Origin of the sequence: Micromonospora sp. DT201 (assembly GCF_049841575.1) — a bacterium.
GTDB lineage: Bacteria > Actinomycetota > Actinomycetes > Mycobacteriales > Micromonosporaceae > Micromonospora.
On the sequence record NZ_JBNCKP010000018.1, the window covers coordinates 130,778 to 150,218 of the forward strand.

20 protein-coding genes, 1 tRNA gene and 1 other RNA gene are annotated in these 19,441 nt (G+C 70.3%); 5 read left to right on the forward strand and 17 right to left on the reverse strand.

What is annotated here, in order from left to right; all coding sequences use genetic code 11:
- Nucleotide 1 precedes the first annotated feature (1 nt).
- The 5 genes from ACLQ28_RS25815 to ACLQ28_RS25835 are packed head-to-tail and all read right to left on the reverse strand — an operon-like array spanning nucleotide 2 to nucleotide 4,929.
- Nucleotides 2–1,462, reverse strand: coding sequence for a magnesium chelatase (locus ACLQ28_RS25815; RefSeq protein ID WP_425688859.1), 1,461 nt, complete (start codon nucleotides 1,460–1,462; stop codon nucleotides 2–4).
- A 36-nt stretch (nucleotides 1,463–1,498) separates the two neighbouring features.
- Nucleotides 1,499–2,149, reverse strand: coding sequence for a response regulator (locus ACLQ28_RS25820; protein ID WP_425688860.1), 651 nt, complete (start codon nucleotides 2,147–2,149; stop codon nucleotides 1,499–1,501).
- Nucleotides 2,146–3,390, reverse strand: a complete 1,245-nt coding sequence (locus ACLQ28_RS25825) for a histidine kinase (protein ID WP_425688861.1) — start codon at nucleotides 3,388–3,390, stop codon at nucleotides 2,146–2,148. Before ACLQ28_RS25825 ends, ACLQ28_RS25820 begins: the two co-directional genes overlap by 4 nt.
- 55 nt (nucleotides 3,391–3,445) lie before the next feature.
- Complete coding sequence (locus ACLQ28_RS25830) at nucleotides 3,446–3,943, reverse strand: hemerythrin domain-containing protein (RefSeq protein WP_425688862.1); 498 nt, start codon at nucleotides 3,941–3,943, stop codon at nucleotides 3,446–3,448.
- A gap of 5 nt (nucleotides 3,944–3,948) precedes the next feature.
- Nucleotides 3,949–4,929 (reverse strand): aldo/keto reductase, encoded by a 981-nt coding sequence (locus ACLQ28_RS25835; RefSeq protein WP_425688863.1) that lies wholly within the window; start codon nucleotides 4,927–4,929, stop codon nucleotides 3,949–3,951.
- Nucleotides 4,930–4,999: 70 nt separating this feature from the next.
- Between ACLQ28_RS25835 and mgrA the strand changes: the two genes are divergently transcribed.
- Nucleotides 5,000–5,995 carry an L-glyceraldehyde 3-phosphate reductase gene (gene mgrA, locus ACLQ28_RS25840; protein ID WP_425688864.1) on the forward strand — a complete coding sequence of 332 codons (996 nt, stop codon included), beginning with the start codon at nucleotides 5,000–5,002 and terminating at the stop codon, nucleotides 5,993–5,995.
- 185 nt (nucleotides 5,996–6,180) lie between these two features.
- Here mgrA and ACLQ28_RS25845 read toward each other — a convergent pair whose 3' ends face one another.
- Entirely contained in the window at nucleotides 6,181–6,531 is a 351-nt protein-coding gene (locus ACLQ28_RS25845) for an SdpI family protein (RefSeq protein WP_425688903.1), read from the reverse strand.
- A gap of 118 nt (nucleotides 6,532–6,649) precedes the next feature.
- Between ACLQ28_RS25845 and ACLQ28_RS25850 the strand changes: the two genes are divergently transcribed.
- Nucleotides 6,650–6,772: a 50S ribosomal protein L36 gene (locus tag ACLQ28_RS25850; RefSeq protein ID WP_030490864.1), complete on the forward strand. Its 123-nt coding sequence runs from the start codon at nucleotides 6,650–6,652 to the stop codon at nucleotides 6,770–6,772.
- Between the two features lie 154 nt (nucleotides 6,773–6,926).
- On the opposite strand, the gene ACLQ28_RS25855 is transcribed toward ACLQ28_RS25850, so the two are convergent.
- Nucleotides 6,927–6,999 (reverse strand) — tRNA-Ala (locus tag ACLQ28_RS25855).
- 88 nt (nucleotides 7,000–7,087) lie between these two features.
- Entirely contained in the window at nucleotides 7,088–7,678 is a 591-nt protein-coding gene (locus ACLQ28_RS25860) for a YqgE/AlgH family protein (RefSeq protein ID WP_425688865.1), read from the reverse strand.
- Nucleotides 7,679–7,850: 172 nt separating this feature from the next.
- Here ACLQ28_RS25860 and ACLQ28_RS25865 point away from each other — a divergent pair, with 172 nt between their 5' ends.
- Complete coding sequence (locus tag ACLQ28_RS25865; protein ID WP_425688866.1) at nucleotides 7,851–8,651, forward strand: S-methyl-5'-thioadenosine phosphorylase; 801 nt, start codon at nucleotides 7,851–7,853, stop codon at nucleotides 8,649–8,651.
- 128 nt (nucleotides 8,652–8,779) lie between these two features.
- On the forward strand, nucleotides 8,780–10,375 hold the full coding sequence (gene mdlC, locus ACLQ28_RS25870; RefSeq protein ID WP_425688867.1) for a benzoylformate decarboxylase: 1,596 nt from the start codon (nucleotides 8,780–8,782) through the stop codon (nucleotides 10,373–10,375).
- A gap of 31 nt (nucleotides 10,376–10,406) precedes the next feature.
- Here mdlC and ACLQ28_RS25875 read toward each other — a convergent pair whose 3' ends face one another.
- The 4 genes from ACLQ28_RS25875 to ACLQ28_RS25890 form a co-directional block, all read right to left on the reverse strand.
- Complete coding sequence (locus ACLQ28_RS25875) at nucleotides 10,407–11,384, reverse strand: hypothetical protein (RefSeq protein WP_425688868.1); 978 nt, start codon at nucleotides 11,382–11,384, stop codon at nucleotides 10,407–10,409.
- 45 nt (nucleotides 11,385–11,429) lie between these two features.
- On the reverse strand, nucleotides 11,430–11,972 hold the full coding sequence (locus tag ACLQ28_RS25880) for a hypothetical protein (RefSeq protein WP_425688869.1): 543 nt from the start codon (nucleotides 11,970–11,972) through the stop codon (nucleotides 11,430–11,432).
- 80 nt (nucleotides 11,973–12,052) lie between these two features.
- Entirely contained in the window at nucleotides 12,053–12,772 is a 720-nt protein-coding gene (locus ACLQ28_RS25885) for a hypothetical protein (protein WP_425688870.1), read from the reverse strand.
- Nucleotides 12,769–13,770, reverse strand: coding sequence for a TetR/AcrR family transcriptional regulator C-terminal domain-containing protein (locus ACLQ28_RS25890; protein ID WP_425688871.1), 1,002 nt, complete (start codon nucleotides 13,768–13,770; stop codon nucleotides 12,769–12,771). The genes ACLQ28_RS25885 and ACLQ28_RS25890 overlap by 4 nt, the downstream gene beginning before the upstream one ends.
- A 244-nt stretch (nucleotides 13,771–14,014) precedes the next feature.
- Here ACLQ28_RS25890 and ACLQ28_RS25895 point away from each other — a divergent pair, with 244 nt between their 5' ends.
- A complete protein-coding gene (locus ACLQ28_RS25895; protein ID WP_425688872.1) occupies nucleotides 14,015–15,244 on the forward strand; it encodes an FAD-dependent monooxygenase in 1,230 nt (409 codons plus the stop codon).
- 88 nt (nucleotides 15,245–15,332) lie between these two features.
- Here ACLQ28_RS25895 and ssrA read toward each other — a convergent pair.
- From ssrA to prfB, 5 genes are all read right to left on the reverse strand, one after another.
- Nucleotides 15,333–15,708, reverse strand: a transfer-messenger RNA (tmRNA) gene (gene ssrA, locus ACLQ28_RS25900).
- A gap of 104 nt (nucleotides 15,709–15,812) precedes the next feature.
- Entirely contained in the window at nucleotides 15,813–16,292 is a 480-nt protein-coding gene (smpB, locus tag ACLQ28_RS25905; RefSeq protein WP_355028000.1) for an SsrA-binding protein SmpB, read from the reverse strand.
- A gap of 137 nt (nucleotides 16,293–16,429) precedes the next feature.
- Complete coding sequence (ftsX, locus tag ACLQ28_RS25910) at nucleotides 16,430–17,305, reverse strand: permease-like cell division protein FtsX (RefSeq protein WP_425688873.1); 876 nt, start codon at nucleotides 17,303–17,305, stop codon at nucleotides 16,430–16,432.
- Between the two features lie 67 nt (nucleotides 17,306–17,372).
- Nucleotides 17,373–18,053 (reverse strand): cell division ATP-binding protein FtsE, encoded by a 681-nt coding sequence (gene ftsE / locus ACLQ28_RS25915; RefSeq protein WP_030331491.1) that lies wholly within the window; start codon nucleotides 18,051–18,053, stop codon nucleotides 17,373–17,375.
- Between the two features lie 124 nt (nucleotides 18,054–18,177).
- Nucleotides 18,178–19,293: a peptide chain release factor 2 gene (gene prfB, locus ACLQ28_RS25920; protein WP_425688874.1), complete on the reverse strand. Its 1,116-nt coding sequence runs from the start codon at nucleotides 19,291–19,293 to the stop codon at nucleotides 18,178–18,180.
- Between the last annotated feature and the right edge of the window lie 148 nt (nucleotides 19,294–19,441).

A 19,441-nucleotide genomic window follows, 5' to 3' on the forward strand; every position in this document is an offset into this window, starting at 1 on the left:
GTCAGCCCCGGCCGCCGTAGACGGTGCGCCCCGAGTCGGTGACGTCCTTGCCGAGCCTTCGGGTCAGGTGCAGCCCCTCCAGCACGAACTCGACGGCAGCCGCCGCCTCCTCCGGGGTGGGCGCGTCACCCAGGCCGAGCCGATCGAGGACCTTCGCCAACCCGGGCACGGTGCCCACCTGGCGCAGCAGTTCGGCGGCGCCGACCAGCTCCCCGGTCTCGATCGCCGCGCCCTCCTCGACGAGGGCGGTGAACCCGGACAGGTCCAGCCCGGCCAGGTGTGCCCGGAACGTCTCGGCGGTCGCGGTGCGCAGCAGGTGGGCGAGGACCTCGATCTCCCGTCCCTCCTCGCCGCTCTCGAACTCCACCTTGCCGCGCAGGGTGCTGGTCACCGACACCGCGTCCCCAACCCGCGCCACCGCAGCCTCGGGGCGTCCCTCCGGGGTCGGAGAAGCGGCGAGCAGGCCGGCGCGGCGCAGCGCAGCGCCAGCGACCGTCTCCGCGGCGGCGATGGCGAACCGGGCGGAGACGCCGGAGCGCGGGTCCACCGACGGCGACTCCCGCACCGCGCGGGCGAACCGGGCCAGAACCTCCAGCACGTGCTCCGGCACCTCGGCGACCAGATCGGCCTCCTGCCGGATCAGCGCCAGCTCCAGCTCCAGGTCGACCGGGTAGTGGGTACGGATCTCCGCGCCGAACCGGTCCTTCAGCGGGGTGATGATCCGGCCCCGGTTGGTGTAGTCCTCCGGGTTGGCGCTGGCCACCAGGAGCAGGTCCAGCGGAAGCCGCAGCTGGTAGCCACGAACCTGGATGTCCCGTTCCTCGAGCACGTTGAGCAGGGCCACCTGGATCCGCTCGGCCAGGTCGGGCAGCTCGTTCACGGCGAAGATGCCCCGGTTGGTGCGAGGGACCAACCCGAAGTGGATGGTTTCCGGGTCGCCGAGGGTCCGGCCCTGGGCGATCCGGATCGGGTCGACGTCACCGATCAGGTCGCCGACGCTGGTGTCCGGAGTTGCCAGCTTCTCGCCGTAGCGCATCGAGCGGTGCAGCCAGCCGACCGGCTGGTCGTCGCCGGCCTCGGCGACGAGGGCGCGGGACGCGGGGGTGAGCGGGTGCATGGGGTGCTCGTTGAGCACCGAGCCGGGGATCACCGGGGTCCACTCGTCGAGCAGTGCGCCGAGCGAGCGGATCAGCCGGGTCTTGCCCTGGCCGCGCTCGCCGAGCAGCACCATGTCGTGCCCGGCGAGCAGTGCCCGCTCGACCTCGGGCAGCACGCTGTCGTCGTAGCCGACGATGCCGGGGAAACGGGCCTCGCCGGAGCGCATCCGGGCCAGAAGGTTGTCGCGGAGTTCCTGCTTGACGGTGCGGTATTGGTGACCGGCCGCCCGAAGCGCGCCGAGCGTGCCGGGCAGGTCGGCCGGTGGAACCGGGATTACCGGGGTAGGCGCAGTCACCCGCCCCACGCTAGCTCACGTTTGAAAGGGGCCCGCTGGGACTGCTCAACCCGAAGGGGTGACGAACCCGGACTCGTAGGCGGCGATGACCGCCTGGGTACGGTCGCGGACGCCCAGCTTGGCCAGCACATTGCCGACGTGCGTCTTGACGGTCTCCACCCCGACCACCAGGTGGGCGGCGATCTCCGGGTTGGACCGCCCGGTGGTCATCAACCGCAGCACCTCGGCCTCCCGTTCGGTGAGCCGGGCGGCGCACAGCCGGTCGCCGCCGGCCGGCCCGTACGCCCCGACCAGCTGGCGGATCGCAGCCGGGAAGAGCAGCGACTCCCCCGCCGCGACCACCCGGACGGCCTCCACCACTTCGGCGGGCCTGGCCCGTTTGAGCAGGAAACCGGATGCTCCCGCGCGTAGTGCCTCGTAGACGTACTCGTCGTTGGCGAACGTGGTGACCACCAGCACCCGGGGTGGGTTGGCGGACGTGGCCAGCAGGTGCCGGGTGGCCTGGATGCCGTCGATGCCGGGCATCCGCACGTCCATCAACACCACGTCCGGCCGGTGGCGGGCGACCAGCGGCGGCACCTCGGCACCATCGGCGGCCTCGGCGAGCACGCGCAGGTCGGGTTGGGCGTTGATGATGGCCTGCAGCCCGACCCGGATCAGCTCGTCGTCATCGACGATCAGCACTCCCGTGGTCATGTCGTCTCCTCGTACGGCAGGCGGGCCCGGATCAACCAGCGGTCACCGTCCGGCCCAACGGTGAGCCGGCCGCCGAGCAGCAGCACCCGCTCCCGCATGCCGTCCAGACCTCGGCCGCCCCGGCCCGGGGGTGCGCGATCAGGGCGGCCCACCGCGTTGACCAGCTCCAACTCCATCGCGTCGGAATGCAGCTCCAACCGCAGCGTGACCGGTCCGTGGCCGTACCGGGCGGCGTTGGTCAGCCCTTCCTGGACGATCCGGTAGCCCTCCCTGGAGACTGCGGCAGGCACCCGCGCCGGGTCGCCAGCGCGCTGCGCGTGCACCGCCAGCCCGGCCGCGCGGGCGTCGGTGACGAGCCGGTCCAGGTCGGCGAGGGTACGCTGCGGCGCCACCGCCCGGGGGCCGCTGCTGGTCTCCCGGAGCAGCCCGAGCACGTGGTCCAGTTCGTCCATCGCGGTCCGTCCGGTCTCCTCGATGGCGGTGAGCGCCCGCCGGACGAATTCCAGGTCGGTGTCGAGCACCTCGCGGGCGGCCCCGGCCTGGAGGGTGGCCACGGTCAACGCGTGGCCGACCGAGTCGTGCAACTCCCGGGCCAGCCGGTTGCGTTCGGCGAGCTGGGTGGCCTGCGCCTCCAGGGCGGCGATCCGCTCCGCCTGAGCGGGGCCGAGCAGCACCGGCGCCATCGAGGTGGCGAGCGCGCCGAGCCCGGCGACGGCGTAGACGAGGCCGACCAGCAGAGCCACCCCGGTCAGGGTCAGCCAGCCGCCGTCCCGCCCGTCGAGCGGCCCGAACTGTTTCCGGCTGATCATCTCGGTGCCGATGCCGAACTGCTGGGCGATGAAGGCCATTGCCATCGGCAGGGCGCCGAACAGCGCGACGGTCACCAGAGCGCCGACGATGAGGTGGGTGGCGATCCAGAGTGCGCTGCGCAGCCGGGTTGCCCGGTCGCCGCGATGCCTCAGTGCCGGCTCGGGCAGGTCGACGCCGAGCAGCGCCCGCACGGCGGCGATCTCCAGGGCCCGGCTGCCGTCCAGCAGCACCGGCACCGCGGCGATCAGCACCGCGATCACCAGCAGCGCGTACACCGGCGGGCGGGGGATCTCCCGGTCGGCGAGCAGTTGGGCGAACGTCACCACGAGCAGCCCGTACGGCAGCGCCAGCACTCCGCCCAGCAGCAGGAACACGCCGCGCCGCCAGGTGCTGCCGGCGACCAGCGGCGCCAGCGCCGCACGGAAGGTCATCCCGACATTCTGCTGCCGAGGTGGGCCTGGACGAATCCCCCGAGCCGGGGAGATCTCAGCGGTGGTCGGCGACGTACTGCTGGGGGTCCTTGTCGCGGAACGGAAGGTTACGGCCGTTCTTGTGCTCGCCGTAGAACGTCAGCCAGCGTTGGCCCAGCTCGGCGCGAAGCTCGGCGCTGGCGTGCCGGCGGAAGTCGGGCAGCGCCTCGTCCTCCTCCTCGGCCAGGTGTTCGCTGTTCTCCCGGCGGGCCGTGCCGACCGCCGCCCACCACTGCTCCGAACCGACCGGGTGCACCTTCGCCTCGGCGATGGCGTCCCGGATCTTGTTGTGGTCGCCGATCGCGTCGGCGGTCTCGTCCTCGCCGTCGTCGCCGTGCTTGACCAGGTGCGGATAGAGGATCGCCTCCTCCGCCTCGGCGTGGATGTCCAGGTGCAGGGCGAGGGCGTCCCAGATGGCGAGCAACTCCTGCTCGTCGCGGGCGTCGTCGAGGCGGGCGAAGCCGCGCCGGAAGGCGGCGTGGTCGTCCAGGATCAGTGCGGTGATGTCGTCCACTGTGCTCACTTTCCTGTCTGGCCGGCGAACCGGGCACGCAGCATTCTGGGCATCGCGGCGAGTCCGGTGACCGGGCGGAAACCTTTGGCGGCCTCGGCCAACGCCGCGTACTCGCCGTCGGCGAGGTCGATGTCCGCGGCGGCGGCGTTGCGTTCCATCTGTTCCACCCCGGACGCACCGGGGATCGCCAGTACGTTCGGGTGGCGCAGCAGGTAGGCGAGGGCGATCTGACTGGGGGTGGCGTCGTGCGCGTCGGCGACCTGCCGCAGCGTCTCGATCAGCGTGGTGCCGCGTTCCAGGTTCTCCGGCAGGAAGTACGGGTTGGCTCGCCGGACAGCGCCGGTCGGCGGGTTCTTCGCGTCGTAGCGGCCGGAGAGGAAGCCCTGCGCCAACGGGCTGTACGCGATGACGACGCGGCCAGCCTGCCGGGCGTACGGCAGCAGGTCCTGCTCGGGCGCGCGGTCCAGCAGGCTGTAGCGGACCTGGTTGCTGAGCACCCGCCGGCCGAGCGCCGCCTCGGCGACCTGCCAGCGGCGCAGCCCGTAGTTGCTCACCCCGACCTCGCCGACCAGCCCCACGTCCTGAAGCGCCCGCATGCCGCGCATGGTGGCGTGGTCCGCGACCAGCGGGTTGGGCTGGTGCACCTGGTAGAGGTCGATGCGCGTGACGCCGAGCCGAGCCGCCGAGGCGACCGCCCGCTGCTGCACCACCGCGGCCACCGGCAGCACGGGCAGGATCTTGGACGCGATCACCACCTTGGGCCGGTCGTCGCCGAGCGCCGCGCCGAGGATCCGTTCGCTGCGCCCAAAGGCGTAGATCTCCGCGGTGTCGAAGACGGTCACGCCCAACTCGACGGCCCGCCGGACGATCTGCGCCGCCCGCTGCTCGAAGTCCGGGCCGTAACCCCACTCGCGGGAGCCGAACTGCCAGGTGCCCAACCCGATCTTGGACAGCGGTTTGGGGGTGTCGAGCGCGATGAACCGCATGGCGTCGAAACTACCCCGATGTCCGGGTTCGCACGCCTGATCCCCAGCACCGCAGGCCAGAGCTAGGCTCATGATCGTGACTTACCTCGCCGCGGATGACCGCTACGACACCATGACCTATCGGCGCAGCGGACGCAGTGGCCTGCGACTGCCCGCCGTCTCACTCGGGCTGTGGCACAACTTCGGCCCGGACCGCCCATTCGAACGGCAGCGCGACATCGTCCGGCGCGCCTTCGACCTGGGTGTCACCCACTTCGACCTGGCCAACAACTACGGGCCGCCGCCCGGCTCGGCGGAGGAGAACTTCGGCCGGATGCTCGCCACGGATCTGAAGCCGTACCGGGACGAGCTGATCATTTCCAGCAAGGCCGGCTACCTGATGTGGCCCGGCCCGTACGGCGAGTGGGGCTCGCGCAAGAACCTGATCTCGTCGCTGGACCAGTCGCTGAGCCGGATGGGGCTCGACTACGTCGACGTCTTCTACTCGCACCGGTTCGACCCGGAAACTCCGCTGGAGGAGACGATGGGCGCGCTGGACGCGATCGTCCGCTCCGGCAAGGCGCTCTACGTGGGCATCTCGAACTACAACTCCGAGCAGACCACCCGGGCCGCCGCGATCCTGCGTGAGCTGGGTACGCCGCTGCTGATCAACCAGCCGTCGTACTCGATGCTCAACCGCTGGACCGAGTCCGACGGCCTGCTCGACACGCTGGAGCAGGTCGGCGCGGGCTGCATCGCGTACAGCCCGCTGGCCCAGGGCCTGCTGACCGACCGCTACCTGGGTGGCATCCCGGCGGACTCACGGGTGCGCACCAGCGTCTTCCTCAACGAGAGCGACCTCAGCGAGGAGAAGATGGCCACCATCCGAGGGCTCGGCGCGGTCGCCGAGCGGCGCGGTCAGTCGCTGGCCCAACTCGCGCTGGCCTGGGCGCTGCGCGACCCACGGATGACCAGCCTGATCATCGGGGCGAGCAGCGTCGAGCAGTTGGAGACGAACATCGCGGCGCTCGACAACCTCGACTTCACCGCCGAGGAGTTGGCCGAGATCGACGGCCTCCTGGGCTGAGCGGCACCCGGGCCGCCGGGTCACCAGATCCGGCGCCGCCCGGCGCGGTGGTTGCGTACCTCGCACTGCCGGCCGGCCGGGGCGGCGGCGCTGCGGCGACGCCGCCCCGCGCCGACCAGCAACGCCAGGAGCAGCACGGCGGCGAGCGGATCGACATCCCGGGTCGGGTCGTCGGCGGCCGGTCGTCAACGCTCAGCATCGACGGCGGCGGCTGCCCGGTCGGCGAGATGTCCCAGGTAGAGCAGATAGGGCACCACCAGCACGGCGAGCACCAGCACGGCCGCGATCACCGGCGGGTCACCGAAGGCGACACCGAGGATGACCGGGAGCGGCGAAGCAGCCGCCAGCAGGATGCCCGTCCGGTACAGGGGGCGGGCGACCCGACGGTGTGCCGCGTGCCAGTGCTCGGCCGACCGCAACGTCTGCGGCGTACGCACCCCGGGGCTGCGGTATCTGTTGACCGACGGTCGCAGGGCGACCCGGGCGGTGTAGGCGACGAGCCATCCGAGGAACGCGTAGACAACGGACACGAACACCCCAGGCAACACTGGACACCTCCTGACCCATCGTCCGCGATCATTGCAGGTCGGCGGGAATCCGGAGGGTGGGCGGAGCGTTTCGATACTCGGAACCGCTTGCACCGAGGAGGCAGACATGAAGGTACGTAGCTCGTTGCGTGCACTGAAGCAGAAGCCGGGTTCGGTGGTGGTCCGCCGTCGTGGCCGGGTGGTCGTGGTGAACCGCGCGAACCCGCAGTGGAAGAGCCGCCAAGGCTGATAGCCCCCGTTACCGGACATATCGCAAGCAACGCCCTGACCGGGCAGCACCGCCTGACGGCAGTGCAGTCGACTCGGACACGAGTGCCTGATCGGGACAACAGACAGCGGCCCGGTTGATTATCAACCGGGCCGCTGACCTGCGTTCACAAGGGTGGAGCCGAGGGGACTCGAACCCCTGACCCCCACACTGCCAGTGTGGTGCGCTACCAGCTGCGCCACGGCCCCTTGCCTTTGTCCCGGTCGCCCGGGCACTGGGAAACTATACACAGACCGGCCGGCATGGTCATCTCGCGGGGTCCCCCGCCGATCCGGGTCAGTTGAGCGCCACGTCCGGCGGGAAGTGGGCGACGGCCGCCATCATCCCGCCCTGCCGGCGCAGCACCATCGGCCACAGGTCATCGGGCCGGTCGACGAAGGCGTCACCGGGCAGCCCATCCAGCACAAACCAGGAGCCATCGGCGATCTCCTGCTCCAACTGGCCGCTGCCCCAGCCGGAATAGCCGGCGAACACACGGATGCCCCCGATGCTCTCCCGCAGCCGCTCCGGGTCGACCGAGAGGTCGATCGTGCCGACCGCTCCGGAGACCTGGTGGAAGCCCTTCAGCCGGCGCATCGGGTGCCGCATGCGGGCCAGGCAGATGGCCGAGTCGGGCTGCACCGGCCCGCCCTCGAAGAGCACCGCCGGGTAGCGGGCCAGGTCGCTCCAGTCGCCGAGCACATCGGCCACCGGCACCTCGGTGGCCCGGTTCAGCACCACGCCGAGCGCGCCGCCCGGCTCATGGGCGACGAGCAGCACCACCGTACGGTCGAAGTTCGGGTCCTTGAGCGCCGGAGTCGCGACCAGCAGCCGCCCGGTCATCGACTCCATAGCTCGTCCGCCGATCGCCTGGCCCTCTCCCTGCATCCCACACACCTGTCAACCGTGAGCCCGCGCCGGGGATCGGTCATCTACCGGATCCGCCCGGTGCATCGGGGTCAGCCGCGCTGTCAACGCCATGCCTGGCACCATAGCTTGCGTCCCGGGTGCTGGCTAAGGTCTGACCGGCAGGTGATCGGACAGTTAAGACGGAGGACCGATGGCACCGACGGCGGACATTGCGGTGATTGGTGGGTCGGGCCTGTACTCCCTCCTCGACGGCACCGCCCACGAGCTGGAAACCCCGTACGGGCCACCGTCGGACGCGGTGACCATCGCCGAGGTGGCGGGGCGACGGGTCGCGTTCCTGCCCCGGCACGGCCGGGACCACCGGCATCCACCGCATCTGATCCCCTACCGGGCCAATCTGTGGGCGTTGCGCTCCCTCGGCGTACGCCAGGTGTTGGCACCGTGCGCGGTCGGTGGGCTCCGTCGGGAGTTGGGCCCGGGCACGTTCGTGGTGCCGGACCAGCTGATCGACCGGACCAGCGGCCGGGTGCAGACCTACTACGACCAGGGGGCCGTGCACGTGCCGTTCGGCGACCCGTACTGCCCGAACGGCCGGCGGGCACTGCTCGCCGCCGCCGCTGGCCGGGACGTAACGGCAGTGGACGGGGGGACGGTGGTGGTGGTCGAGGGCCCGCGGTTCTCCACTCGGGCCGAGTCCCGCTGGTACGCCTCGATCGGCGGCACTGTCGTCAACATGACCGGTCACCCGGAGGCCGTACTCGCTCGGGAGCTGGCCCTCTGCTACTCCTCGATCGCGTTGATCACCGACTTGGACGCCGGGGTGCAGGCCGGCGAGTCGGTGACCCAGGACGAGGTGTTCCGGGTCTTCGCAGCCAACACCGACCGACTGCGGGACGTCCTGCTGGATGCTCTGGCGGCACTGCCCGCCGCGCAGGACTGCGCCTGCGGCCAAGCGCTGGACGGCATTACCCTGCCCTTCCCGCTGCCCTGAGCAGGCACGGACGCGGTCCGCCGGATGGGCCCGTGGGAAACACCCGAAAGGTCCGTCACATCCCGATAGATTCGGATGATCGGGAGGGCGGCCGTAATCGCCCCTGCCCGAGACGGAGGCGGGTGGCGATGGCAACGGTCCGGGACGCGACGTACGACGTGCTCCGCGCCCTCGGCATGACCACCGTCTTCGGTAACCCCGGCTCCACCGAGGAGCCGTTCCTGCAAAACTTCCCCGCCGACTTCCACTACGTCCACGCGCTGCACGAGGCGACGGCGGTCGCGATGGCCGACGGCTACGCCCAGGCCAGCGGAACACCCGCCCTCGTCAACCTGCACACCGCCCCGGGCACCGGCAACGGCATGGGCAACCTGGTCACCGCCTGGCACAACAAGACCCCGCTGATCGTCACCGCCGGTCAGCAGACCCGGGAGATGCTGCTGCTCGAACCGCGGTTGACCAGCCGCCGGCCCACCGAGCTGCCTCAGCCGTACGTCAAGTGGGCCTACGAGCCGGCCCGGGCGCAGGACATTCCCGCGGCGGTGCTGCGGGCGTACGCGACGGCGGTGCAGCCACCGGCCGGGCCGGTGTTCCTCTCCCTGCCGATGGACGACTGGGCCCAGCCCGCCGACCATCTGCCCGCACCACGAACGGTAGCCACCCGGTTCGCACCGGACCCGCAACGGCTGGACGAGTTCGCCCGGATCCTGGCGGGCAGCCACAACCCGGTGCTGGTCTACGGGCCGGGCGTGGACCGCTCCGGAAGCTGGCCGGCTGCGGTCGCGCTCGCCGAGCGGCTGGCCGCACCGGTCTGGTCGGCCCCCGCACCCGAACGCGCCGTGTTCCCGGAGGACCACCCGCACTTTCGCGGCGTGCTGCCGTACGCGATCGGCCCGCTCGCGGACGCGCTGCGCGGGCACGACACGGTGCTGGTCATCGGCGCCCCGGTGTTCCGCTACTACCCACACATACCGGGCGAGCACCTACCGGAGGGCGCCCGCCTGCTGCACGTCACGGACGACGCCGACGAGGCCGCCCGCGCCCCGGTCGGCGACAGCCTGCTCGGCGACCCGGGGCTGACCCTGGCCGCGCTGATCGACCGGGTGCCGGCGGCCGACCGGCCATCCCCCCCGCCCCGGGATGCACCGACCACGCCGGAGATCACCTCCCCGCTGAGCGCCGACGCCCTGTTCGCCGGGTTGGCCGCACACTGGCCGGCGGACGGGGTGTTGGTGCAGGAGTCACCGTCCAATCTGTCCGCGCTGCGCCGGCAGTTGCGGATCACCCGGCCGGCGTCGTACTTCACGATGGCCAGCGGCGGCCTCGGCTACGGCCTGCCAGCCGCGATCGGCGTGGCACTCGCCGAGCGGGACACCCGCCGTGGCCGTCCGGTGGTGGCGGTCATCGGTGACGGTTCGTTCCACTACTCGGTGCAGGCGTTGTGGACCGCCGCGCGCCTCGCACTGCCGGTGGTGGTCGTCGTCCCGGTCAACCAGCAGTACGCCATCCTCAAGGCGTTCGCCGAGCTGAAGGACACTCCCGGGGTGCCCGGACTGGACCTGCCGGGATTGGACATCGTGGCGATCGCGTCCGGCTACGGCTGTGCCACCGAGGTGGTCCAGACCCCCGACCAGCTCGGCGCGGCGCTCGCCACCGGGCTGCGCGCCGACCGTCCCACCGTGTTGCCGGTGCCGATCAGCACCGACGTGCCCGGCATCCTCTGAGCCGGTCCGGTAAGCCTTTGTAGTCGGCCGGTCAGCGTGGGGCCATCGAGAGTGGGGCGCCGGTGAAGACGTCCAGCACCGGCCGGGCGCCGAGCGGTGCCGCGAGGGTGACGGTGACGGGTTCCAGCTTGAGCACGGCGGGGCAGAGGCCGGTGGCTGGGGTGATGCTCCCGCCGACCACCACGACGTCGGGGCGTTCCCACACCAGTGGCGTGATTCCGCTGTCGCAGGCACCGACGCCGAGCCGCACGGTCAGCCGGGCACCGTCGAGGGCCGCGAGGTCCTGGGCGGCCACCAACCCGTCCGGCAGCGGCCGGGTTGGCGCGGTGGGCTCGGGAACCGGCGTTACCGCCGTCGACGCGACGGCGAGCCGGGCCACCGGGGTGGCCAGTTCCTTGATCGTGAACAGCCAGGCCGGGACCTGCGCCTCACCCCGGCTGGTCTGGACCGGCACGGCGCCGAACGTGACCCCGGTGACGGTGAGGGAGAGGCAGGCGGTCTGCGTCGTGCTGCTGGCCCACCCATCCGGCCCTGGTTCGACGGTGGGGCCGCCGGGGGTCGGCAGACCAGGCCGCTTCGGACGCCCCGGACAGGGCAGCGGGTCACCCTGGTCGAGCTGCCGGTACGCCTCGGCGGCGCTGACCAATGGCAGGGTCAGCCGGCCGTCCGGGAATCGGATATCGTCGCCGACCCGGGTGGGCGGGATCGCGACCTGCTCGCGGTACCACCCGGCCCGGAAGGCCGCCTCGGTGTCGGGGGTGAAGTGCGGGTCGCCGGTGAGCATTGTCGGCCCCTCCAGCGGGACATACCTCGTGCGCCAGTCGGGGCCGGGTTGCCACGCCTTGGCGACCTCGGTGGCCCGCCGGTCGAATTCCTCGGCGCGGTGCGACCGACCGCTGGGTACGCCGGAAGGATCTGCGCCACTCGAGGCGGACGGATCCGTGCCGTTCGAGGCACAGCCCGCCGCGAGCAGCAACGGGAGTACGAGCAGCAGGGCCGGTCGACGCATGTGCGGTTCGACGCCGCCGCCGACTCCCCGGTTCCCGATCGACGTTCAGGTTTCGCCACCCAGATCTGTCTGGTACGCCTCCCAGAGCAGGTCGGCACCGCGCCGCCGATGCCGGGCCAACCTCCGCAGCAGGGTTCCGGCCCGGTGCCGCAACTCGTCGGGGTTGACCTCGGGCTGCTCGGCGACCCGTTGTACCGCAAGAATCGCGGCGATGATCGCCGCGTGTTCCCGGGTCAGCAGCCGCACCCCGTGGTCCAGCCGTGGCGACTGGGTCAGCAACTCCCGATAGAGGCCGGTGGGGCCTTCGGTGACCCGGATGTGCTCGACGAACCCCTGCCCCACCGGACGCAGTCGGAGCAGGACCTCTTCGCGCCAGCGCGGCTCGGTGGTCGCCACAGCGACGGCCCGGCCGAGCGCGTGCACGTCACCGGCGAGCCCGGCCGGGCGCGGCTCACCGGGCAATCCGATGGGGTGCGGATCGGCGGACAGCGTGCTGGGGCGCGGATCGGCGGGGAGCCCAGCCGGGTGCGGGCGTGCCGCGGACGGTCGCGTGACGAGTGACGGCTGCTGGACCGGACCGGCGACCATGGCACCTCCCGCGTGGCGCTGCTACCCCATACCGCGATGGTGGGCCTGCCCGGCCGCCCTGTCCAGGGTCGACGAACGGCTCATCTGCCCCACTGGCCCCGCAGGCCCCGCAGGCCCCACTGGTCCGCCTCGGAAGGCTCCGACAGGCGGCGCAGTTGGTTGGCGACGGCATGCGCGTCGCCGTCCCGCCCGTCGACCGGTCGGCCCGTCGTGATCGCCTCGGCCAGCGCTCGCAGCTCGGACGGGGGCAGGATGCCCAGCCCCATGCCACGCAGCGGGATGGTGACGCGCCGCCCGCTCGCCTGGTCCGTGGCGATGATCGTCGGCACCCGTTGCCCACGCGCCGGGAAGTCGTCCTCCGCGTCGCGATACGAGACCTCGCCGGCGTCGATCCGGGCGGTGGCGAGGTCGACGCTGCGGCTGAGGATCGCGCCCCGCACCCGCGCCCGGCTGCCGTCCAGCCAAGCGGCCGTGCGAAGCACCCGCAGCACGAGGTATATGCCGAGCAGGACGAACGGCAGGCCGCACAGCCCGATGAACAGACCGGGCCCGGCCTGTTCCCCGCCACCGCCGGAGTCCTGCAGCACGGGTGGCAACATTCCCGGCGGCAGGTCGCGAGCCTCCTCGTAGGAGGAGAGCGGATCACCCGGGCCTGCCAGCCCGCTCAGCAGCCCGCCAGCGATCAGCGGCAGCACCACGAATGCCGCACCGACGGCCGCGATGAAGACACCACCCAGCACCGCCATCGTGCGCTGACTGGGTGAGGCGCCGACCGACAGGCGCAGCTCCTGGTTCGTCACAGGGGCAGCGTAGGCGAGGTGACCCAGGCTGCGGTACGGCCCGTTCCCGGGCCGCCGCCGTCCGACAGATGCCCCGCCAGCCCGTCCAGCAGACGAGCCAGCCCGAACTCGAAGAGCCTGTCCAGGTCGAAGTCGATGTCGTTGCGCATGGCCATCCGCAGCAGCGGCGAACCGGCGGCGGCCAGTTCCGCCAGCCGCGCCTCCTGGGAAGTCATCCACTCGTCGGTGGTCAGGCCGGTCTCGCGCTGCGCCTCGATCTCCGGCTCGATCGCCGTCGCCAACCCCCGCCCGAAACTGAAGAGCGTGAGGTGCACGTAGAGCTGGGTCTCCGAGTCGAGGCCGAGTCCGTCCAGCGCGTGCAGCACCCCGTCGGTGATCGCCACGGCGTTCGGGGTGAGCTGGGGTCGGGTGATCGACATGGCCGGCGCCAGCCAGGGATGGTGGCGGAATAGGCGCCATTCCAACCGGGCGATCCCCGCCAGATCGGCCCGCCAGCCCTCCGTGCTCGGCGGCGGCACCTCCTCCTCGCCCAACACCGCGTCGATCATGTGCAGCAGCAGCTCCTCCTTGCCTGCCACGTATCGGTAGAGCGACATCGTGGCGACGCCGAGGTCAGTGGCGACGCGGCGCATGGAGAGCTCGGCCATGCCGTCCGCGTCGGCGACGGCGATCGCGACGGCGACGATGCGCTCACGGCTCAGCTCGCCCTCGCCTCCCGGCCGCGCCGCGCCGCGAGGCCGTCGGGCGCGTTCCGGCGCCGGGACACGCGCAGGCTGCGGGGCGCTGGCTACGACGGTACCGACGCCGGAGCGCGCCTCGGTCAGCCCCTGCTGTCGCAGCGCGGCGTGCACCTTGGTGGCGGTGGCGATGGCGACGCCCCACTCCTGGCTGATCCGGCGGGCGGAGGGCACCTGGTCGCCGGGGCGCAGCTCGCCGCCGTCGATACGGCGCCGGATCTCCTCGACGATGCGCAGGTACGGCGCCTCCGGTCGGCTCATCCCGTCACCCCGGCCACGCCACCCAGCCCCTGCGCGCCGGGCCGGCGTACTAGTACGCAGGTGTCGGGTATTTCACCGTAGCGATGCGGCAGCCGACTGCCACGCAGGTGGACCGTACTAGTATCCGTACTAGTACGGTACTGCCTACCAAACGCCTGGCCAGAGCAGGTATTGCCCCGCGCCGAGCGGCCTGCATAGCCTGTACGCAACATGTTGTACACCGTACACGAGCGGGGATTGACCCATGACCAGCAAAACTGTCCTCATCTCCGGAGCCAGCATCGCCGGGCCGGCACTGGCGTACTGGCTACGCCGGCACGGCTTCACTCCCACCGTCGTGGAGGTCGCACCCGGCCTGCGCCCCGGCGGTCAGGCCGTCGACCTGCGCGGCGCCGGCCGCGAGGTGGTCGAGCGGATGGGCCTGATTCCCCGGGTACGCGAGGACCAGGTCGACGAGCGAGGCGTGGCCAACGTCGACGCGAACGGCCGGTGGGTGTCCCGGATGTCCGCCGACCTCTTCGGCGGCGAGGGCATCGTGGCCGAGATCGAGATCATGCGGGGCGACCTGACCCGGATCCTCCACGACGCCACCGCGAGTGAGGTCGAGTACCTCTTCGCCGACCGGATCACCGAACTCGACCAGGGCGACACGGGGGTGCGGGTCCGCTTCGCCAGCGGCACGGTGCGCACGTTCGACCTGGTCATCGGCGCGGACGGGGTGCACTCGGGCGTACGCCGGCTCGCCTTCGGACCCGAGCAGGAGTACGTGAAGCCGCTCGGCGGGTACACCGCGTACTTCACAGTGCCGGATCCGGGCGACCTGAACGACTGGTTCCTCATGTACAACGCGCCTGGCGGGCGGGCTGCGGGGATCCGCCCCGAGCGGGGCGGCACCGCGAAGGCCATGCTGAGTTTCACCTCCCCGCCACTGACGTACGACCGGCACGACGCTCACCAGCAGCGCCGCCTGCTCACCGACGCCTTCGCCGGGGTGGGTTGGCGGGTGCCGGCGCTGCTGGATGCGCTGCCCGACGCACCGGACTTCTTCTTCGACAGCATCTGCCAGGTGCACGTGCCGAACTGGTCGCGGGGACGGGTGACGTTGCTCGGCGACGCCGGGTACTGCGGCTCGCCGCTGACCGGCATGGGCACCAGCATGGCGCTGGTTGGGGCGTACGTGCTCGCCGGCGAGCTGGCCTCGGCTGGTGGCGACCATGGCCCGGCGTTCGCGCGCTACCAGGAGGTCATGCGCGACTACGTCCGCCAGTGCCAGGAACTGCCGCCCGGAGGGCTCGGCGGGTTCGCACCCCAGAGCCGGCTCATGATCTGGGCGCGGAACCAGTCGATGCGGATGATGGGGCACTGGCCGATGCGCGACATCCTCGCCCGGCAGTTCCAGAAGGCGGACGCCATCACCCTGCCCGACTACGCCACGGCCTCGGTTTCCCAGCCGTTGCGCAGCCACGGTTCGTGACACAGAAAAACTCCGCGGTCGCGCCCCCTGATCAACAGGAGACTCGACCGCGGCGTCTTCGGTGTGGGAAGTTGCTCCTACACCGCATTCGTGGAGGTGCCGGGAATCGAACCCGGGTCCTTCGCCGGTTTGTCAGGGCTTCTCCGAGCGCAGCTCGCTGTGCCTCTACTCGGCCCCACCGCTCACGCGAGCAAGTTGGTGTGACGGGCCCAGTCGCTGATTAATCTCGCCGCACGGACCCCGCGACCGGGTCCGATTGGCCAGCCTTCTAGCTGATGCCGGCTACTGGGACGAAGGCGTTCCCAGACCGACAGACTTAGCTACTCGCCTCAGGCGGCGAGAGCGAAGTCAGCGCGAGTGTTCTTGGCGCTTATAAGTTTCCGACGATCGATTCTCGAGACGACGTCGGCTTCCTCGGCTCGCTTCCCCTGTCGCTGCGTACGAAGTCGAAACCAGTCACCCCCTCGGCAGGCCACCGATGTGGTGGCACTGACAAGACTAACGCCTGCCGCAACCGCTTTCATCCCGAGCCCCGGGTCGGCGGGCCGACCCGGGCAAACGGGACGATTTACTCGTCCATCCCCTTGCCGCGCCGACCGGACACCCGGGCGATCTCCCGGTCCGCGTCCCGCTTGGCGAGGTCCTGACGCTTGTCGTACGACTTCTTGCCCTTTGCCAGAGCGATCTCGACCTTGGCCCAACCGTCGGAGAAGTAGACCTGCAACGGGACGATGGTCAAACCGCCCTCGCGGGTCTTGCCGACGAGCTTGTCGATCTCGCCCCGGTTGAGCAGCAGCTTACGGGTACGCCGGGGCTCGTGGTTGGTCCAGGTGCCCTGGGTGTACTCCGGGATGTGCATGGCGTGCAGAAACAACTCGCCGTCGCGCTCCTGGGCAAACGCGTCGACAAGCGACGCCCGCCCGGCCCGCAGCGACTTGACCTCGGTGCCGGTCAGCGCCATGCCCGCCTCGTACGTGTCGAGGATCGCGTAGTCGTGGCGCGCCTTCTTGTTGGAGGCGACCACCTTGCGCCCCTTTTCCCGTGGCATCGGTGCCACCCCCTCTCCGGACGTCCGTGGGCCGGGCTCACCCCGGCCGGACAACGGATCATGCTACCCGAATGACAAGGACCCTCCCGCGCCGTTTATTTCCGGGCGGGAGGGTCCTCAGGTCAGCGGCAGAACACCTAGACCCGCAGGTAGAAGCGGAGGGTGATCCAGGCGGTGGCGGCGCTGATCAGACCACCGACGCCGGCCATCAGCGGGAAGATGAACAGGATGTCGCCCCAACTGATCGGCGAGAGCAGCCCCTCCAGGGCCTTGAGTGACCCGTCGAAGAGCAGATATTTCGCCGCTATCAGTGCGACCAGGCCGAGCAGTGAGCCAATCAGACCCGCGACAACGGCCTCCAGCACGAACGGCGCCTGGATGAACCAGTTCGACGCGCCGACGAGCTTCATGACCGCGACCTCACGTCGCTTGCTGTACGCGGCGACCTGGATGGTGTTCGCGACCAGCAGCAAGGCGGCGACCGCCATCACGATGGCGGCGGCCAACGCGATGTTCTGGATCGCGGTGAGGATGTTGAAGATCTTGTCCAGCAGCTTGCTCTGGTCGACGATCTCTTCGACGCCCTCGGTGTTCTTGTACTGGTCGTAGATGTTCTTGTACTGCTCCGGGTTCTTCAGCTTGATCCGGAACGACGGGGGAAGGCTGTCCTCCTTGACGGCGCTGATCAGATCAGGCGCGTCCTGGAACATCTCCTGGAACCGCTTGTACGCCTCGGCCTTGTCGACGTAGATGACGTCGCTGACCAGCGGGTCGACATCAAGCTTCGCGTTAACCTGCTCGCGCTGCTCATCGGTGACGTCGGTCTTGAGGAAGATCGAGACTTGGATGTTCTTGTAGTAGAGGTCCTTCATGTCGTCGACCTGGCGGTACATGAGACCGCTGGCGCCGAGCATGGTCAGCGAGACCGCCATCGTGATGATCATCGCGATGGACATGGTCACGTTGCGCCACAGTCCGACCAGTACCTCGGACAGGACGTATTTCACGCGCATCGGGATTTCCTCCGGGTCTCCGGCATGAAGAGTTCGTCGTCAGGCTGCGCAGGGGTGAAGTGCTGGCTCACCCGTAGACGCCGCGGGCCTGGTCACGCACGATCCGACCGCTCTCGATCTCGACGACGCGGCGGCGCATCTGGTTGACGATGTTGGAGTCGTGGGTGACCATCACGACGGTCGTGCCGGTGCGGTTGATCCGGTCCAGCAAGCGCATGATCTCGATCGAGGTGTCCGGGTCCAGGTTTCCAGTGGGCTCGTCCGCCAGCAGGATCAGCGGACGGTTCACGAACGCCCGGGCGACGGCGACCCGCTGCTGCTCACCACCGGAGAGCTCATGCGGGTAGCGGTGCTCCTTGCCACCGAGCCCGACCAGCTCCAGCACCTCCGGCACGACCCGGCGGGCAACCGCCTTTGTCTTGCCGATCACCTCGAGAGCGAACGCCACGTTCTCGTAGGCGGTGCGGTTCGGCAGCAGCCGGAAGTCCTGGAAGACACAGCCGATGGAGCGCCGGAAGTGGGGTCGCTTCCAGGAGCGCATCGACGTGACGTCCTTGCCGTTGACGACGACGCGGCCCTTGTTGGGGGCAACCTCGTGCAGCAGCATTTTGATGATCGTGGACTTGCCGGAGCCGGATGGACCGATGAAGAAGACGAACTCGCCCTTCTCGATCGAGACGGACACGTTGTCGAGCGAAGGCCGGGACGCCTTCGGGTACGTCTTCGTCACTTGCTCAAGCTGAATCACGGGTGGTGAGTCTACGCGGTGTAACAACTGAGCCAAGCCCCACGCCCCGCCGATCGGGCACGAGTCGTCGAATCAGGCCTCTACCTGGAGATCGACGACGCGTTCCGCCCGCGAGCCGTCACGCTCAGTCGTTAGCGAGTTGCCGCTGCTTGCGCCAGCGGATCCCCGCTTCGATGAAACCGTCCAACTCGCCGTCGAACACCGCGCTCGGATTGCCGGTCTCCTGCTCGGTGCGGAGATCCTTCACCATCTGATACGGGTGCAGGACGTAGGAGCGCATCTGGTCCCCCCACGAACCGGCGGCGTTCTCCTTGAGCCCCTCCAGCTTGGCCTGCTCCTCCTGGCGCTTGCGCTCCAGCAGTCGGGCCTGAAGCACCCGCAGCGCGGAGGCCTTGTTCTGCAGTTGGGACTTCTCGTTCTGACAGGTGACCACGATGCCGGTCGGGATGTGGGTCAGCCGGACCGCCGAGTCGGTGGTGTTGACGCTCTGTCCACCGGGGCCGGAGGAGCGGTAGACGTCGACGCGTACCTCGTTCTCCGGGATGTCGATGTGGTCGGTCTGCTCGGTGACCGGCAGGACCTCGACGCCCGCGAAGCTGGTCTGCCGACGGCCCTGGTTGTCGAACGGGCTGATCCGGACCAACCGGTGAGTCCCCGACTCGACGCTGAGCGTGCCGTACGCGTAGGGCACCTTGACCGCGAAGGTGGCCGACTTCAGGCCCGCCTCTTCGGCGTAGGAGGTCTCGTAGACCTCGGTCGGGTAGCCGTGCCGCTCTGCCCAGCGCAGGTACATCCGCAGCAGCATCTCGGCGAAGTCCGCAGCGTCCACGCCACCGGCGCCGGCCCGGATGGCGACAAGCGCCTCCCGCGAGTCGTACTCGCCGGAGAGCAGGGTGCGGACCTCCATCTCCTGGATGGCCTTCGTCAGCCCGGTGATCTCCGACTCGACCTCGGTCAACACGCCCGGGTCGGCCTCGGCCTCGGCCAGCTCCAGCAGCACCTGGGCGTCGTCGAGGCCGGAGCGCAGGCTGCCCAGCTTGCTGATCTCGCCGTTGACGTACGACAGCTGCGAGGTCACCTGCTGAGCCTTGGCCTGGTCGTCCCACAGGTCGGGGGCGGAAGCCTCCTGCTCAAGGCGGGCCTTGTCCTCGTGGAGCCGGTCGAGGTTGAGGACGGCCTCGATGTTTCGCAGGGTCGCGTCGAGTTCCTTGAGCTGTTCGGCGTAATCGGCAGCGGTCACGACAGACAAGCGTACTGCGCGGGCGAGGAGTGAGCTTGCGAGCCCCGCAGGCCGACGCCAAATTGACGCCGCGCGGGCGAGGAGTGAGCTTGCGAGCCCCGCAGGCCGACGCCAAATTGACGCCGCGCGGGCGAGGAGTGAGCTTGCG

Bases quoted from the DNA above. Each gene is read 5' to 3' on its own strand.
- ACLQ28_RS25820 (WP_425688860.1), bottom strand. From the start codon at position 2,149: ATGACCACGGGAGTGCTGATCGTCGATGACGACGAGCTGATCCGGGTC.
- ACLQ28_RS25825 (WP_425688861.1), bottom strand. From the start codon at position 3,390: ATGACCTTCCGTGCGGCGCTGGCGCCGCTGGTCGCCGGCAGCACCTGG.
- ACLQ28_RS25835 (WP_425688863.1), bottom strand. From the start codon at position 4,929: ATGCGGTTCATCGCGCTCGACACCCCCAAACCGCTGTCCAAGATCGGG.
- mgrA (WP_425688864.1), top strand. From the start codon at position 5,000: ATGATCGTGACTTACCTCGCCGCGGATGACCGCTACGACACCATGACC.
- ACLQ28_RS25850 (WP_030490864.1), top strand. From the start codon at position 6,650: ATGAAGGTACGTAGCTCGTTGCGTGCACTGAAGCAGAAGCCGGGTTCG.
- ACLQ28_RS25860 (WP_425688865.1), bottom strand. From the start codon at position 7,678: ATGCAGGGAGAGGGCCAGGCGATCGGCGGACGAGCTATGGAGTCGATG.
- ACLQ28_RS25865 (WP_425688866.1), top strand. From the start codon at position 7,851: ATGGCACCGACGGCGGACATTGCGGTGATTGGTGGGTCGGGCCTGTAC.
- mdlC (WP_425688867.1), top strand. From the start codon at position 8,780: ATGGCAACGGTCCGGGACGCGACGTACGACGTGCTCCGCGCCCTCGGC.
- ACLQ28_RS25875 (WP_425688868.1), bottom strand. From the start codon at position 11,384: ATGCGTCGACCGGCCCTGCTGCTCGTACTCCCGTTGCTGCTCGCGGCG.
- ACLQ28_RS25880 (WP_425688869.1), bottom strand. From the start codon at position 11,972: ATGGTCGCCGGTCCGGTCCAGCAGCCGTCACTCGTCACGCGACCGTCC.
- ACLQ28_RS25890 (WP_425688871.1), bottom strand. From the start codon at position 13,770: ATGAGCCGACCGGAGGCGCCGTACCTGCGCATCGTCGAGGAGATCCGG.
- ACLQ28_RS25895 (WP_425688872.1), top strand. From the start codon at position 14,015: ATGACCAGCAAAACTGTCCTCATCTCCGGAGCCAGCATCGCCGGGCCG.
- smpB (WP_355028000.1), bottom strand. From the start codon at position 16,292: ATGCCACGGGAAAAGGGGCGCAAGGTGGTCGCCTCCAACAAGAAGGCG.
- ftsX (WP_425688873.1), bottom strand. From the start codon at position 17,305: ATGCGCGTGAAATACGTCCTGTCCGAGGTACTGGTCGGACTGTGGCGC.